This window comes from Sporosarcina sp. SAFN-015 (assembly GCF_059415085.1).
Window position 1 is genome coordinate 1 of record NZ_JBPFDR010000019.1, and the last position, 16,791, is coordinate 16,791.

Consider the following 16,791-nt stretch of genomic DNA (forward strand, 5'->3'; position numbering starts at 1 on the left):
AATAGAACTAAAGTTCATGAGCGGACGAGCGAGACGAGCAACAACGGATGCGAGCGTTTGTCAACAGGCTGAAAGGAAGTCACTTCAATAGAGTGACTTCCTTTTAATTGTAGTGTATTATCTGAATTGCTTGCTGCACAGGCACCGCTAAAAGAATCTCTACAGCTTGCTTAATTCATCAAGGAAGGCGGGGCGATTTTTATTTGTTTGCTCGAGCTCTTTGGCCAGGTTCATTTGGGCTTCGTGCCCGGCAAGTTTTCGGAAGCGCTTCAACAATTTGCAAACTTCCTTGTATTGCTTTCGATTAAATGCATTTTCGGCATTCTCTCTAATATGAGATCCGAAAAGCCGGATCGCCTCATCTTTGTGGGAATCTAACAAGTATTTCAAATAACGTTCAATCGTCGAAGGATATTGGCGTACATAATCCAGTATGGCGTCTACGTCGTTTTCCGTCTCGATCAGTTGGACATACATCCTATCATTTTTGTCTGCCAATTCTTGCTTCAACTCATCATAAAAAGAAGATTCATCAGCAGCGAGCTCCTTCAACTCCGAATAGTACTTAAAATCCCCTCCCATTAGCAACTCTTTGCCGATTTTCATTTGCTCCGAATAAGACTTTAATTGTTGATATGCTCGATAACGCCATTTTTTCCATCTTGTAACCAAGCCTCGGTACTTCCTGTCCATACACTCCCCTTCGGAAGCGAGCGCCAATACACTTTCATATTTTTCTTCATCCATCGCATATTGCATCAACCGCTTCCGGAATGATGGGTAGCCTATGTTATCCTGGAGAAATCGCTTTGCTTCCTCTGTCGTGCCGAACGTTTCAATGAGATCGTACATCAAATTAAAAATCCGTTCATTTTCGTACCGACCATAATCATTTGCAGACGAGTCCATTACCATTGCTTCCAACTCATCCATTAAAACTTGTTGCATTTGAACATTTCCCGCAAATTTCAAACCGATGCCGAGCACATCAATTCGAAAATCACTCCATCCTTCGAGTATGTCAGATTTCGACAAACGAATGAGCCTGTCCAACATCTCACTTTGTTCGGCAGCTTCCAAAGGTCCATGCGCAATCGTGTCCATTGTTTTTATTATTTGATCTAATAAAAACCCGATGTCACCGTTCGAGTCATCTGCGTATTGAAAAGATTTTATCCCTTCATTCAACAGCAACTCGGCAATTTCCATGGCAACCAACGAATTTTTCACCGTTTCGACTTTATTCAGCACAACAAATAATTCATTCAAGAAGTCGCCAATATATTTATATGTAATAAACCCTTCTCTTCCAACATATTTCTCAACAATCGACTCAATCATCTTCTTGAAACGAGCAATCTCTTGCTGCTCATCGACCGTTGCATAGTTGAAGAGCAACTCATTATGTAGACTTGGGTCTTTATCCGCTAAATCAATGAGTATATCAATTAGTTCCACTTTGGAAAGACTTTCAAGTATTGTTTTCAAATTCGGCAGTTCGTTAGGTGTAGCCTCAGAAAAATCATTATCCTTCAGTCTATCGATCAACTCATAATAAACAGCGACTTCATGTTTACAAACTGGTCCCAAATCAAACGGACAATCACAATATGACATAAGGATATTGCTTTCACTATCTAGCTGAACAGAAACTTCATACATATCCGCTCCCTCAACGAGCGCACTGTATCGCCCGTCGCCAAGACGTACAAGTTTTGCAACGAATCCCGCATCAAAATACTCGGAACCACGTTCTACGATAGTAGGGTTCACTACCTCTTCAAAATCGTAAAGATTCATCGCGCTTTCCCCTCTCTTCTTGCGGTGCAATACTTTTACTATACCAATACGACACCCCTCCGGAAAATCCTTTATTTTGTAGGTGTTGATGCCTGTGCAAGGCGCATTTATGACAATTCACTATGAAACATATATATACACAAAATCAACTTGCACAGGCACCTGTTTGAAATGCCTCCATCCGTGCTATAGTTTAGTAGATAAGTAGAAGGTGGTGGCTTAATAGATGAAGAAGTTTGTAGGGACAAGTCTAGTTTCAGTGTTGCTCACGCTTAGCTTTGCAAGTTCCGTTGCATTGGCGAATGAAAGTGACAGGTTCTTAGTTGAAGTGCTCAATAAGGAAAATGAACCGATTATTGAAAGTGTACATAAGGATGAAGTAGAAGAGCTTACGGATGCGAAGGTGTTGCAGCCTGATTATATCCGTAAAATAGCGTTGCAAGCAGGTACTTGGCAAGCAAAATCGTGGGGGCCCGCTCATATCGGGGCAGACAAGTTAATTGAACGTACAAGAGAGTTAGAAGGAATCGTAATTGTGGCAGTTATTGACACGGGTGTCGACACAAACCACCCTTTCCTTCGTGACCGTTTGGTGGCGGGCTATGATGTATTGGATAAGGATTCAGATCCGATGGATGAGCATTTTCACGGCACGCATATGGCTGGTATTATTGCCGATACGACGCCGGCCAACGTGAAAATCATGCCGGTTCGAGCAGTGGACAAGGAAGGAAGGGGCTATGACAATCATATTGCAGAGGGAATTCGATATGCCGTTGATCATGGCGCTGACATCATTAACATGAGTTTTGTCGGTGAGGAGTATTCGACTTATTTAGCTGATGCAATCGGCTACGCACTTGAACATAACGTCGTTGTCGTCGTCGCGTCTGGGAATGAAAGTATAGATACATCCCCCCTTTATCCGGCGGGTGAACAAAAAGTGATCGTTGTCGGGGCATCCGATCGAAATGACCGAATTGCAGACTTCAGTAACACGGGAGCCTCTATCGATATTGCAGCACCTGGAGTCGATATCTTATCCAGCGTCCCGGGAGGTTCTTTCAAAAGTTATAGTGGCACTTCAACCGCCACACCTTTTGTCAGTGCAGTCGCCGCCATGCTAAAGCTGGAAGATCCGACTAGGACGGTGCTAGACATCGATCGGCTACTGAAGAAATATACGATCGATCGAGGGGCAGCAGGTTGGGATCCACAATTCGGAGAGGGAATTCTTAACCTCTCAACATACGATGAAAAGGTAACTCGAGAAATCTTATCTCCTCCAATGAATGTTTCATCGGACACCAAATCATTTCCATCACAAGAAGGCGTCCCTTTGAATAAAAGCTGGAGAGTCACCTTTGACCGGGCACTAACGCAAGGGGATAAAGTCGACATCCGAATTAACCGTTCAGGCAAGGATGTTCCTATCGTGACAGAAACAAAAGCAAATGAAATCATCGTAACCCCAATTCGTAAATTCTTCCCGCATTCAAACTATCAACTCTTGCTCTTTGTCGAAAATGGCGGGCAATATGAGATGAAATTCAGGACAGGGGAGTAACATTAGTTATCAGAATAGTTTCGGATCCTGTGGCAAGAAACATTTATGACAATTAAATAGTGAATATATAAATGCGAAAGGAAGCTCATGCAATAGTTATTTCATGAGCTTCCCTTTTTTGATTATGCAATTGTAGTGAATGAACTGAATAGTTTGCTGCACAGGCACCTACTTTGGCACCTACTTTTACCGTTCGCAAGCAATACCGTCTTTATCACGGTCCATTTTTGAGTGCAGTTTATAAATTTCTGCTGATACGAAAGGCTTGTACTTAGTTTTTCCTCCAACGTTTCGGACTTTAGCATTCTTAGCGACGCCGCCTGGATAGGTTTTAGTTAACTCGGTGCAATTTTTGAACTTTGCAGGGGCAGCATTAGCCGAGTGAATTGGCATAGCAAGCAAAAGAAAGGCTAGGGACATGGCGATTAATCCAGACAAAATCTTTCTCATTCTCATCTCTCCAACTATTAATATTTGTAAATAATTGTAACATAAAATAACAATTACACTCTTATAATTTTCATTTCTCTACTATTAATTTCAAACACCTTCTACCAATCTACCTACCTTAAACATTGCAAGTGCTAACATACACCCATTGCCTTCCACCCTGCCACTACGAGATAATAAGAAGATTACACAACAAGAGAGGTTTACAGATGAAAGGAAGTTCACACACAGCAATCGGCGTCACCGTCGGGGCAATTGCAGGGTTTCAAGTACAGCCTGACCTATATACCATCGCAATTTCATCTTTCGTTGGCGGCGTGTCGGCGTTAGTCCCCGACTTGGACACAAATGGGTTGGCGAGCAATCGGATCACCATTTCTAAGAAGTTCGCTCAATGGCTAATGCAGTTCGTCGGAATAGGTATTTTAATCGCGATTGCATATCAGTATTTCACAAAAGGCTTCGCGCCTTCCATTATTCTTTACGCAGGCATCGGATTGCTCTTTTTCATCGTATCGCGCTTCATAACTCAAAGAAGAACGTTGACGCTAACTGGAGTCATGGTGATGTGGCTTGGAATTGTGATGCACCAATCAATCGGCATCCTGTTGATCGGAAGCTATATCGTCATCGCATCGTTCCTGCCACACCGCTCCTACACCCACTCACTACTCGGGCTCGCTTTTTATGCGTTTATTTTGCATCAATTACAACAGGAATGGGCAATCGAAGGTCTGCTCATTGCCGGTATAGCCGGGTATGCCAGCCACTTAGTTGCGGATATGAAGCTTTTGCCAATGAACCGTCGAGGCGTCAAATGGTTCGCACCGCTTTGGAATAAAGAATGGTGAGATATATAGCATTTCAATTCGTATACTCATTGTGTGAATTGAACCTGGGAGCCACAGCTTAGGAGGTTGTGGCTCCACAGGCACCCTAAAGAGCGCCATTCACCCGAAGCCCCCTTACCACCGAAAATCCTCAGGGTAGCCTCCAGGATATCGAACAACGCTTAGCGACACCCCATCTTGCATGGCAATCTTCTCTATTTGACTCTTAATCTTTATATACTTAGCATCCTTATTAGCCACTCGTTTAGCCACAATACTCACATGTGCCAACCGCTTTGCTTTGTCCATTTTCAAAAATTCAATGTTAAGATGATCTATATATTGAGTGACGAAGTTTTGGTAATATCCAATAAAATTAGGTGTCAATAATCCCTTTAATAGCCGAAATTTACTTTCCCCTACTGTATTCTCAAGACATTCACCGATAATCGATTGAAATAAACGGAGGCGTGCTTGCGTGGAGTCCCAGAAATGTCGTCTATTTTTTGCCGACAATTCAATGAAATCATTTAAAACAAACCCGAGAAACAATAATTCTGGCCAAAGTACACGGATCCGAAAGTACGAATTATTCTCCAAAGACTCGATAGGACTTCTATTCACTATCTTTCGTTCCAAACCAATGGGCACTAGAATAACTTCCCTTTGTCCTTCGCCCCTTGATACAATTCATTACACAAATCCAAGATACGAAGCCGTATGTGCTCATACCCTAGATATTCTCCCTCTTCTCCAACAATCAATTTGATTGCTTCATTCAACGAACTAAGATCATTTCGATCGCCTGAAAGATAGATTCCCGCGTAATTTGGTGTATTTTCCAACCATATCATCTGCAATTCTCTCCTCTAGTAATCTAGTTGTAAATACATATATTATCACCTAGAATGAATTAGGTCCATTAAACTACCCAACATCCTTATATTGTAATTTAATCAGTTCTTATCATTTATTCAGCGATACCTCATCTAAAATCGGTGCCTGTGCAAGACACATTTATGACAATTCAACAAAAGTCATGAACATACAAAGAAAAGCCAGTCATCCCTCCATTTGACTGACTTTCCTTTTCACCAACATGCAATTGTAGTGAATAAACAGAATAGTTTCTTGCACAGGCACCGAAAAAATTCGCACAATTGTCAATCTACCCGCTCCCCTTGCACGACGAGCCTGTATTCGTTTGAGTACGCGGGGTAGCATGTAATGAGCGACATGAGCGCAATTCCTTCTTTGGATTCCAGCACTTCAACTTCATGCGGCTTAACGATTTTGATGTCGAAAACAGTGAATGACATCTCCTCTGCAGCTGTTTGGAATGTGAATTCTGTGCCGACTTCCATTTCATGAAGTCGATTAAAATATTTGCCGAATACATGGGCTTGGTGCCCGGCGATGGCGTAACTGCCGTTCATCTCGCCGGGCAAATCCATGTTTTCGATAGCACCAAGGGAATGGTTGAGCGTCTCCGCATCCGCTCCATGAAGTACCGGCGCTTCCAAGTCAATCGCAGGAATCGACAAGATGCCTTCCATCCCATTAAGATTAGTAGATTTGACCTTCTGTTCCGGCAACTCGACTGTCCCCTCTGTAGCTTGGACAGAACGAAATGCTTCAACTATTTCTTGTTGCTGCGCGTCACTTTTCGCATTGCCGTTCAAGAGCCAAGCGAACATCGCTACGCCAGACACTATTAACAACGTTCCAAGCATTTTCAAAGTTCGCTTCATCTGTTATCCACCGCTTTCAAGCCGCGGACCAAGTCGACTTTCCCATTTTCCTCAGTATAACTCCCATCGCCATGAGGCCTAGCGCAAGAAACGCCAACCGCTTTCCGTCCCAAAATCCGCCCGTTCTCGGTAATGAAGATTGGGAATCTGCGCTATTCATCGCAAGGCCCTTCATTACATTAGATTGCCCTGTTTCAGAAAGGCTTGATGCATCAGCAGTGCCGTTCAATTCTCCTGTTCGATAGCCTGAATCGGCGTCCACATTACCGGATATGCCATTTCCCGCGGATGATTCCTGTTCCGGTTCTTCTACTACGGCATCCGAACCGGAATTGTTCTCCAACGATCCCTCTATTTCACCGTTAAAACCGTCCCCGGAATCTCCCTCACTTGCAGGTGGCGTCACCATTTCCTGATTGGAATTCGACATAGCCCCTTCTTCATTCCCATCTGAAGAAGGATTATCGGTACTTTCCGGAATAGCGGGTACATCGCTTTCCTCTTCATTAACAGACGCATTTTCTTCCGCCACATCACCATTTTCCTCATCCGTCGATGGAGTTGTTACACTCGGTGCTTCATCAATCGCAATCTCGAACTGCCGTTTTCTCGTCAGCACATTCGCTGAAATGTCATCCGTTCCCGGCAATTTAACATTCAAACTCACACCGCTGCTCATCACCGAACCTTCGTCTTCCGCCATTTCCATTTTTCGGACAAGCACTCCAATAGACGCATCTTCAAGCAAACCATCATTCAAATCCGTTTGAATTAAACCCGACGAATAAGAGTTTCCATCCGCATCAGCCATCAAATGCTTATCCAACACACCGACATGCGTCTCACCAAGCAATGGCAAATCGTCTCCGTTCACTTCAACAAGACCTCCATCGAACGAGTTGACCGTCCTATCGCTCGAAGCTATGTCAACGTTAACATCATCTGTCACTGCAGTCTCCAATCCGACGGAAGCAAGGGAAGCTTTCGAATCCGAATTTGTTTCCTCGCGCTTCAACACTGAAACTCCTATATCATCCAAAAGCCCATCATCGTCGACGGAAACATCAACTACAGCCGACTTTTCCTTGCCTTCTGCTTTCTCCATCGCCAATATATCAACAGACGCATCTTCAAGCAAACCATCATTCAAATCTGTTTGAATTAAACCCGATGAATCAGAATTTCCCTCTTCACCAACAGTCACATGTTCATCCAACACACCGACATGCGTCTCACCAAGCAAAGGCAAATCGTCTCCATTCACTTCGATTACCCCGCCATCAAACGAATTCGATGTCTGTTCGTCGGACAAAACATCGACTGTCACATCATCCGTCAAGGAAGACTCCAATTCGACCGTCGCCACAGATGTTTTTGTATCGGTTTCCTCCAACACCGAAACATCCAAATCATCGACAACACCGCTACTTACCTCAACTGTTGCCAATGCGTCCGAATCGTCATTTTCCGGGTCGGATGGAATATTCACGTTAACATCACCGACAATCGGCAAATCCAAAATTTCGACATCAAGCACCGAAGACTTGCCGTCCTCTTTACTTAAAACATTTACATCCACGAATGAATCACCTTCATCTGCCGACGCATTCGAAGGCGATAAACCAAGCAAAATACATAGACCAAACGATAAAACTCCAACATTTTTCAATTTATTTTTCATTTTATTTCCTCTCCTTTTTTACTTTTATACTTGTAAAAAAGGAGTAGTTTGGGGTGGTTGGCCGGGTGGCGCGTGAACCCATTGGATCCTCATTTGTTCATCGGAATGAATCCATTGCCTGCCAGACATAATGTGCAAAATCGCACATCCATTCATAATTCCCGCCACGACATCTGCATTCCCTCCCAAAAATACTGGAGAAGAGATTGATGTTGTGCCAGTCGTTATCGCAATCGGAATCCCTTCCCACTGCGTTTTTGATTCGACAGGAATCGTGTGTGTTTCATGCACAACTGGCTTTCCTTCCTTAACTTTGACACTGCCAGCAAACTGCTTCTCAAGACTCGGGGCAATTTGTTGAGGAGTTTCATTCGAAATAAAAGTGATATCTTCATCTATTGCTTCCGGTTTAGTAGGTTCCGCAATTTCCGGGGAATGAACCGCAACTACCTCATCTTCAGCTGACGTTTCTTCGTTCATTTTTAGAACCGGCTGTTCAATTACTTCTTCAGACTTTGCATCAATAAGAGGCGCATCAACAGATTCGGAGAGTGCCGGTGTTTCATTCTCAATAACTACCTCAGTTAAATCCGTCGTTTCTTCAATTTCCACAATCTCAACAGTTTCGATCACCGGCTCAGTCGTCTCATTGACAACCTTTCCTACTTCGTTTACTACAGGAGAGACAACAGGAACTTCAGGCAATTCTTTCACTATCCCGGTCACTGATGTGGTTACAGTGTGTACAGTCTCTGTCGTGTTACCAACTACCGGTATAACATTGTCGACAGTCCCTTCTACAAAATCTTTCGTGCGATCTACAATCTCAGAAACTGGTTGTTCAGTAGAAGAATTCGTTAGCGTTTCAACCGTATCTTTTGTGAATGAAACAGTATCCTTCACCGTTTGATCTACACCTTCAACAGCAGATTCGACAACTGTTCCAACCGATTCAGTCGTGTCCTTCACCGATGATTCGACCTGATTCAACACGCCAGACAAAAGTCCTTTTCCCTCTCCGTCACCATCCTCAGCATGCGCAACAGCAACCGGCGCAATCAACACACAGAAGATGAGGCTAACAGAAAGGATCATCCATCTCACATAATTCACCTCCTTCGTACCATCCAATAATTTCAAAATACTCTATCTCCTTCTCTCGTACCCGTCTAACAAACACATAAACATAAATTGTACCGGTACCGTAGCCCTCTTTTTCAACCATAGTGAAGGAGTCCCTTGTACTAAACGACTAACATGCTCTACAGGTCTAGTTCGAATCGGATTAGAACGGATGATGTGAGGGAAGAATTTATCGTAATAAAAGAAAATTGAGGAGAGTTTTCAGTGGTAAAGAATCCGTGGTTCAAAAAAACAGTATTTGCAGCGCTGATCGGCTCAATCATTGTAGCCGTATTCCTTGTACTCAAGCCTAGTTCTCAATCAGTTGAACATGTACAAGCAGAAAAAAATAACAATTTCACCTCAGACGTAATACTAGTCGACGACTTTGCGTTTCAGATTACCAATTCATCACATAGCAAGTCAGAGCAAACTTTTTATTTTTCTGTGGAAAATATTGCAAACACCGAAGTATCGACGAACAGTATCTCATTCACCATTAAGAATGAAGGCAACGTTTACTCAAGCTGGAGCGTCGATATTGCAGATAGTCGATTGAATCCAGGAATGAGCACAACTGCAACAGTCACCTTTAAAATGTTGGATGCCTATCTGATGGATGGCCAACCAGTAATGGAAATCCAAAGAGGCGTGTTTTTCCCTGTCATCAAGCAGTTTGAGTTGGTAAAAGAGAGCTAAGATTATTCGTGCTTTATTTTAAACAAACGATTCACCTAAATAGGTCTACAGTTCCGTTTTGATGATAACTTTCGTTATTCAGTAGATAACTCTTCAAACATAAAAGTCAGTCGTTTACGTACACGACTGACTTTTGTGATCTTAATTATTCAATTACTCCGCCTGATATGCCGCTAAGAATTCTTTCACTTTTGCTGGGTCAGCTACTAGTTCATTGCCTGTTTCGACTAATGGGCTAACTGTTGAATAAGCTTTCTTCTTATTCCCTTGGTAGAAGTTCAAGAACTCATCTTGGTTGATGGAATAGAGAACGGCTTTCCGCAAGTTTTCGCTTTTCGCAACGTCACGGTCAGATCCGTTGAATAGCAAGTATGTGACGGCGTTGCTGTCATTCTTTTGCAACACTAACTTATCATCGTTCTCTACCAACTCATATTTCGTTTCCGGCACACCATTGAATAGATGAATCTCGCCGTTACGCAATGCAGACAATGCACTGTCCGCGTCTTCAATGAAGCGTACAGTAACGTTCGCGATTTTCGGTTCGAATTCGCTGTCTACGCGATATGCCGGGTTTTTCACAAAGTCCGCTTGGTAATCATTTTTCTTCACAAGGATGTATGGACCGCTCGCATACAGATGGTTATCATAGCTAGCCCCTTCCGTCACTGTGCGCTGATCGCCGTACGGAATATCTTTATTCACATCAAACGCCGCCACGTCGTATGTGTTAATGCTCTCCACTTGCTTTTTCGACACGATCCCAGCGGATTGGTGCGCCAAATAGTTCAATACTTGCGGGAATGGATCGTTTGTCGTCACTTTGACAACTTGGTATTTCCCTGCACTGCTGTCAGCTGCGGTTTTATCCCCAACAAGTTCCGTAATATCGGCTTTAAGACCTTCCCCAAGCGCATCAAGAACCGACCCTTCGCCACCAGACAACTTCGTGTCTTCCAGCTCCGCAAGATTTGTCACGATTTCGATATCCTTCATGCTTTCATGCAAGCTATACGTCCGGTGATCCGGCACCGATTCACCATCTTTCGCACGGTTCAATGAAAAGACGACATCATCCGCACCAACGCGCTCTCCTGTATCGACCGCTGTTCCATCCTCCACTTTCGCAAAGTTAATATCATCACGGAGAATGAAGTAATAATCCGAGTTACCTTCTCCAATCGCATAATTGTACGAAAGTGAGCCATCCGATACGACTTGGTCGTCATCCGTCAAATTGACGAGACGCACGTACATATTTGTATTCAACGTATTGATCGAGCCGTCATTCCCTTTGATCGGATCAAGCGACGTCAACGAACCGATCGCTTGCTGTGTAATCAACGCATCCGTATCACGCTTAGATGCATCATTGAAATCGATCGTCTCCCATGCGATCGCACGTGATTTCGCAAGACGGACTGTATCCGGGTTCAACACATCTTTATTGACCCCTTGCGCTTTGAATGAAATATAAAGCGGCGCAATATACGCTTTCTCATCTATAATGCGCTGTTCAAGCTGCTTATATGTCTCTTTGAATTCTTCAGGTGTTTGTGTGCTCGCTTTGTCAATCAATTTATCCACTTCAGCATCGTTAATATTGCTGTTATCACCGTCCGATTTGAATAAAGAACGAACCGCATAATCAGGATTTCCTGTCACAGTCGTCCAGCTCGATAACGCAATATCATAATTCCCTGCATCCCGCTGTGCTTTGAAGCTACCGTAATCGGGTTGGATGTTCAATTTCACGTCAAAGCCATTTTTGATTAACTGGTCCCGAACAATGTTCATATCTTCCTCGCCAGCACTCGTTCCAAGCAATTCAATTGTCGTCTTGCCGGAGCCACCGCCGCCTTTTGTCTCTCCGCCATCCTTCTCACCGGACACATCCGATTTCGTTTTCACACAGCCAGCCAACACAACGACAAGCGCAAGCAAAACAGCCAATAATCTTTTTCCCATAATCAATTCTCCTTTTCTTCTATCTACAATCATTCCGCCAAAACGATTTCCGCAAATTAATCAAGCCGCGGGTCAAGCGCATCCCTCAGCCCATCCCCTAAAAAGTTGAAAGACAGGACGAGCAAGATGATAGCAAGCCCCGGGAAGACCGCCAAATACGAATGGGATTCCAAATACGTGCTTCCGACCCGCAAAATATTCCCCCACTCCGGAATATGCGGCTCCACGCCAAGCCCTAAATAGCTCAAACTGCTCGTCGCAATGACTGCCCCGCCAATCGTTAACGTCGACTTAACGATCATCGGCGCCATCGAATTCGGCACGACTTGTTTGAAGATGATCGCCAAGTCAGAAGTGCCAAGTGCACGAGCCGAATCGACAAAGTCATAATTCGACACCATCAACACATTCGCTCTCATCGTACGGGCATACGTCGGAATGGACCCGACACTAAGCGCAATGATCAAGTTCACCGTATTCGCACCGAACGCCGCGATAATCGCAATCGCAAGCAAAATTCCCGGAATCGCATACAGCACATCAAGCACCCGCATGATCAAATTGTCCGTCCGGCTGCTGTAATAGCCGGCAATCCCGCCAAGGAATCCACCGATGACCGCCGGAATGACGGTCGATGCGAATCCGACTATCAAAGAAATCCTTGCACCGAACACGATCCGCGAAAACACATCGCGCCCGAAGTTATCTGTTCCGAACGGATAGGCCAAACTTGGCGATTGCAAAATATTACCGTAATCGTTCTCGACAGCAAGTGAATAATCGAACGTATACCGGCTCACAATCGAAATCGTCAGCATGAGGATAATGAAAAACATACCTAACGCTGCTGTCGAATTTCGCGTAATCTTTTCCCACATCACATTCCATTTCAAAATCCGTGAACGGTCGTTGCTCATTGATTTCAACAACAAGCTCCATCCTAAAACAAGCGCGAAGAGATTACCCGTCAATGCCGTTAGAAGTATAATGACAGCCATAATTGCCATCGAACGCGGAGCTTCCACTTCTCCGACCGACTTTGCCACGATGATCAAAACAGCTACATCAAATACCGCAATGCCGAGCAAAACGACCATCGCCGCTGGAAATGTGTCCGTCACATACGGTTTAAACATATTCATCGCTGAAATCGCGATGACGAATAGCTGCGTCAAAAACGTATACACAGCAAATGTGTATTCCGGCGTCTTCCGTTCATTGATTAAATTGAACGCGAAAGCCGCAGCGAACACATTCCCCGTCAATAAGCTGAGCAACTGTACATACCCAAGCCGCCGGGTCTTTTTTTGAATCACACCATGGAGCAGAAGATCTCTCTTCATTCTCCGCGTAATGTAAAACTGCAAAAGACTTGCAGCCAAATAGGCGATGAACAAAGCGAATACAAACGTATTCATATCCCCCGTTTTGAACGAGAAACTGTTCGCCAAAAAGAGCAATGAGATGATCAACGTAATAATCCATGTAAAATTCGCTTGGGGGTATTCCTTTGATAAAACCAATGCATGCCGATTATTCAGCTTCTTTTCCATCTTTACACCTGCTTTATGATTGTTTCATCTTCGAACGGATACGCGGATCGAGGAAAGCGTACAAAATATCGATCAGCAAGTTAACGAGTGATATTGTAATTGCAATATAGACGACGCCCCCCATAATAGCGGGAATATCTGGAATAAATTGCTTATCAACGATATAACTTCCAATCCCTTTAATATTGAAAACTTTCTCCGTTACCGCCGCTCCGCCAAGCATCCCGCCGAACATTAATCCAATGACGGTAATAACCGGAATCATTGCATTCCCGACTGCGTGCTTCCAAAGCATTTGGCCTTTCGTCAGCCCTTTAGCCCGCGCAGTAATGATGTAATCCTCGTGAATGATTTCGAGTAAAGACGAACGCATCATCCTCGCAATTGATGCCGTGAGGCCTGTTCCTAGCACAATAACCGGCATGATCATCGACCAGACATTTCCCGGGCTATAAGTGGCAGGCAGCCAATTGAGCTTGATCGAGAAATTCAAGATGAAAATAAGACCTTGCCAGAAATTGGGAATTGATAAACCGATCAGTGCGATGAACATGAATGACGTATCCAAAAACGAATTCGGCCGTGTTGCGGACAATATGCCTACCGGGATGGCAATGACGATTGCCATAAGGACGGAGAACATCGCAATCGTAAATGTAACTGGGAATTTATTCGCAATACTCGTCGCAACATCCTCACTACCCGCAAACGATGAACCGAGATCGAACGTCGCAATCCCTTTCAATGCATTCCATAGCTGTTGCAAATAAGGGAGGTCCAAACCATGAATCTGATTAAATGCGGCAATTTGTTCCTTCGTCGCCGATTCACCAAGGATGTTGGAAGCCGGATCGAATGGTGAAATATAAAGAATGGAAAAAACGAGTATCCCTACCCCGATGATGACAAACACGCTTTGGACGAGACGTTCCATAATATATTTCAAAAATGGATTGCTCATCAACAACAGCCACGCATACATAATGACACCTGGTACTAATGAAGCGATGAGGAACACGGGCCGTTCAAGGAGAGACATGAAGTATGTAGAGTATGTCTCTTTTCTTGCACCTATTTTCGCAAGCCTTGCATCGGTCCGTCGCACAACCTCTTCCTCGAACCGTTCGTCTGCCAGCTTTTCCGCCTCTCTATGAATCACTTCGCGGCTTCTATTCTCCTCGAAAAACACCGCTTTCCGCAGCAGCTGGTCCTCGTACTCTTTTACATAATCGTTGCGTCTATCGTCCGATAGCTCCCGCTCGACATCTGCCTTCGTCGCTTCGTATGTATTGTCTTTTCTCTTCAATAAATAAAAGAGATAAACAAGTAAATGGAGAGGCAACCCTGTTAAATAGAGCAAAAACCGATAGTACGACCTTCGATGCGCCTCTAGGAACGTTCTCTTGAGCAAGGCAGATATGCCAAGTTTCATCCATAGTCCCCTCCTTCACTATATTGTATAATTCCTATCGGTATACTATACTATATTCAAACATAAAGTTGTTGTCAATTTAAGATTTTTTAATCTTGATGACAGATAGGGGGATTTTGTATGTCGGATACAGTGTTGCGCGTGACGGATCTTCATGTTTCATTCGCCGGAAGGGAAGAAGATTTCAATGCAGTACGCGGAGTAAACTTTGAAGTAAAAAAAGGGGAAACGTTAGGAATCGTCGGGGAATCCGGTAGCGGAAAGAGCGTCACTGCACGCTCCATCATGCGCCTGCTCCCTTCCCCTCCATCCTATATGAAGCAAGGCATCATCGAATTTCAAGGAGAGGATCTCTCTGTAAAGACGGAAAAAGAAATGGAAAGCATCCGCGGGAAAGAAATCGGAATGATCTTCCAAGATCCGATGACTTCTTTAAATCCAACCATAAGGGTAGGAAAACAAATTGCAGAAAGCCTAGTGAAACATAGAGGTTTATCGAAAAGAGAAGCGAAAAAGGAAGCAATTGAGCTACTGAAGCTTGTCGGAATCAAAAACAGTGAAAGGCGTTTTACCCAGTATCCCCACGAATTTTCGGGAGGCATGCGTCAGCGGGTAATGATTGCTATCGCACTTGCATGCAGGCCGTCCCTCTTAATTGCTGATGAACCGACAACAGCGCTTGACGTGACAATTCAAGCGCAAATTTTAGATTTGATGAAAAGCATGCAGCAACGTTTCGGCACGTCGATTATTTTGATTACGCATGATTTCGGTGTCGTCGCAGGGATGTGTGACCGCGTCGCGGTTATGAAAGACGGGGAAATTGTCGAAACAGGGACGACAATCGACATTTTCGAAAACCCGCAGCACCCGTATACGAAAAAATTATTGAACGCATTGCCACGCCTCGATGAAAAAAAGAAGGCAAAACGGCCTCCGCATATTAAAAAAGGTGTGGATACTTCGATTCCACTCGTTCAAGTCGATTCGCTTCGACAGCATTTCGACAGCGAAAAAGGCGAGACGTTGAAAGCGGTCGATGATATTAGCTTCTATATCCGACCCGGAGAAACATTAGGGCTCGTTGGCGAATCCGGATCTGGTAAATCAACAACAGGCCGCGCCATCCTGCGGCTCAATGAACCGACAGCAGGCGACATTCTTTACCAAGGAATCGCCGTCAACCGGTTATCGAAAGATGAAATGAAAACGATGCGCCGCCATATGCAAATGATCTTCCAAGATCCGTATTCATCTTTGAATCCACGATTCAAAGTACTAGATATAATCGGGCAGGCACTAGACATCCATAAACTGAGCAAATCGAAGGCGGAACGAAAAAAGAGAGTGGAAGAGCTGCTTGAAATGGTCGGACTTAAACCGGAGCACGCCATGCGGTACCCTCATGAATTTTCAGGGGGACAGCGCCAACGAATCGGCATCGCCCGTGCCTTAGCAGTCGAGCCCGACTTCATCGTTTGCGACGAACCGCTATCCGCACTCGATGTTTCGATTCAAACCCAAATCGTCGAACTGCTTGAGGATCTGCAACATCGACTCGGTCTCACCTATCTATTTATCGCCCACGACCTATCGATGGTAAAACATTTAAGCGACCGGGTCGCCGTTATGTACGCCGGCAAAATCGTCGAACTAGCAGAAAGCGAGGAACTGTACAGCAACCCTTTGCACCCATATACAAAATCCTTGCTCTCTGCCATCCCAATTCCAGATCCCAAAGTCGAAGCAAACAAAAAGCGCCACATCCCAGCAGAAAGCACGACACCCGACCGCTACAACCTAGAAAACGCCCAACTAATAGAAGTGACACAAGGCCACTGGGTCGCGATGTAAGCGGTGCCCATTAGCGTTGCAGGTCAAGGAATATCTGGAAAATGGTCCACTTTAATGAATACTATTGCTTGAATAAACACAAAA

At 44.4% G+C, this 16,791-nt stretch carries 12 protein-coding genes and 1 pseudogene; 4 read left to right on the forward strand and 9 right to left on the reverse strand.

Annotated features, from left to right (window positions below; all coding sequences use genetic code 11):
* Window positions 1-159: 159 nt before the first annotated feature.
* A complete protein-coding gene (locus ACR65H_RS18330) occupies window positions 160-1,800 on the reverse strand; it encodes an SWIM zinc finger family protein (protein ID WP_440502385.1) in 1,641 nt (546 codons plus the stop codon).
* Window positions 1,801-2,026: 226 nt separating this feature from the next.
* Between ACR65H_RS18330 and ACR65H_RS18335 the strand changes: the two genes are divergently transcribed.
* Window positions 2,027-3,367 carry a S8 family peptidase gene (locus ACR65H_RS18335; RefSeq protein WP_440502386.1) on the forward strand — a complete coding sequence of 447 codons (1,341 nt, stop codon included), beginning with the start codon at window positions 2,027-2,029 and terminating at the stop codon, window positions 3,365-3,367.
* A gap of 186 nt (window positions 3,368-3,553) precedes the next feature.
* On the opposite strand, the gene ACR65H_RS18340 is transcribed toward ACR65H_RS18335, so the two are convergent.
* Entirely contained in the window at window positions 3,554-3,817 is a 264-nt protein-coding gene (locus tag ACR65H_RS18340; RefSeq protein WP_440502387.1) for an excalibur calcium-binding domain-containing protein, read from the reverse strand.
* Window positions 3,818-4,026: 209 nt separating this feature from the next.
* Between ACR65H_RS18340 and ACR65H_RS18345 the strand changes: the two genes are divergently transcribed.
* Entirely contained in the window at window positions 4,027-4,668 is a 642-nt protein-coding gene (locus ACR65H_RS18345) for a metal-dependent hydrolase (RefSeq protein WP_440502388.1), read from the forward strand.
* Between the two features lie 114 nt (window positions 4,669-4,782).
* Here ACR65H_RS18345 and ACR65H_RS18350 read toward each other — a convergent pair.
* The 4 genes and pseudogenes from ACR65H_RS18350 to ACR65H_RS18365 all read right to left on the reverse strand — a co-directional run bounded on the left by ACR65H_RS18350 (window position 4,783) and on the right by ACR65H_RS18365 (window position 9,219).
* Window positions 4,783-5,501, reverse strand: a pseudogene (locus ACR65H_RS18350) (DUF6904 family protein).
* A gap of 309 nt (window positions 5,502-5,810) precedes the next feature.
* Entirely contained in the window at window positions 5,811-6,398 is a 588-nt protein-coding gene (locus ACR65H_RS18355) for a class D sortase (protein WP_440502391.1), read from the reverse strand.
* Window positions 6,399-6,414: 16 nt separating this feature from the next.
* On the reverse strand, window positions 6,415-8,079 hold the full coding sequence (locus tag ACR65H_RS18360; protein WP_440502392.1) for a hypothetical protein: 1,665 nt from the start codon (window positions 8,077-8,079) through the stop codon (window positions 6,415-6,417).
* 24 nt (window positions 8,080-8,103) lie between these two features.
* Window positions 8,104-9,219: a hypothetical protein gene (locus ACR65H_RS18365; RefSeq protein WP_440502393.1), complete on the reverse strand. Its 1,116-nt coding sequence runs from the start codon at window positions 9,217-9,219 to the stop codon at window positions 8,104-8,106.
* Window positions 9,220-9,426: 207 nt separating this feature from the next.
* Here ACR65H_RS18365 and ACR65H_RS18370 point away from each other — a divergent pair, with 207 nt between their 5' ends.
* Complete coding sequence (locus ACR65H_RS18370; RefSeq protein ID WP_440502394.1) at window positions 9,427-9,900, forward strand: DUF4352 domain-containing protein; 474 nt, start codon at window positions 9,427-9,429, stop codon at window positions 9,898-9,900.
* 153 nt (window positions 9,901-10,053) lie between these two features.
* Here ACR65H_RS18370 and ACR65H_RS18375 read toward each other — a convergent pair whose 3' ends face one another.
* From ACR65H_RS18375 to ACR65H_RS18385, 3 genes are read right to left on the reverse strand one after another with little or no spacing between them, the layout of a single operon-like run.
* The gene (locus tag ACR65H_RS18375) at window positions 10,054-11,868 is read right to left on the reverse strand and encodes an ABC transporter substrate-binding protein (protein WP_440502395.1); all 1,815 of its coding nucleotides are present in this window, start codon (window positions 11,866-11,868) and stop codon (window positions 10,054-10,056) included.
* A 56-nt stretch (window positions 11,869-11,924) separates the two neighbouring features.
* Window positions 11,925-13,421: an ABC transporter permease gene (locus ACR65H_RS18380; protein ID WP_440502396.1), complete on the reverse strand. Its 1,497-nt coding sequence runs from the start codon at window positions 13,419-13,421 to the stop codon at window positions 11,925-11,927.
* Between the two features lie 13 nt (window positions 13,422-13,434).
* Window positions 13,435-14,853, reverse strand: a complete 1,419-nt coding sequence (locus ACR65H_RS18385; protein WP_440502397.1) for an ABC transporter permease — start codon at window positions 14,851-14,853, stop codon at window positions 13,435-13,437.
* Between the two features lie 120 nt (window positions 14,854-14,973).
* Here ACR65H_RS18385 and ACR65H_RS18390 point away from each other — a divergent pair, with 120 nt between their 5' ends.
* Window positions 14,974-16,707, forward strand: coding sequence for an ABC transporter ATP-binding protein (locus ACR65H_RS18390; protein WP_440502398.1), 1,734 nt, complete (start codon window positions 14,974-14,976; stop codon window positions 16,705-16,707).
* Window positions 16,708-16,791: the final 84 nt, after the last annotated feature.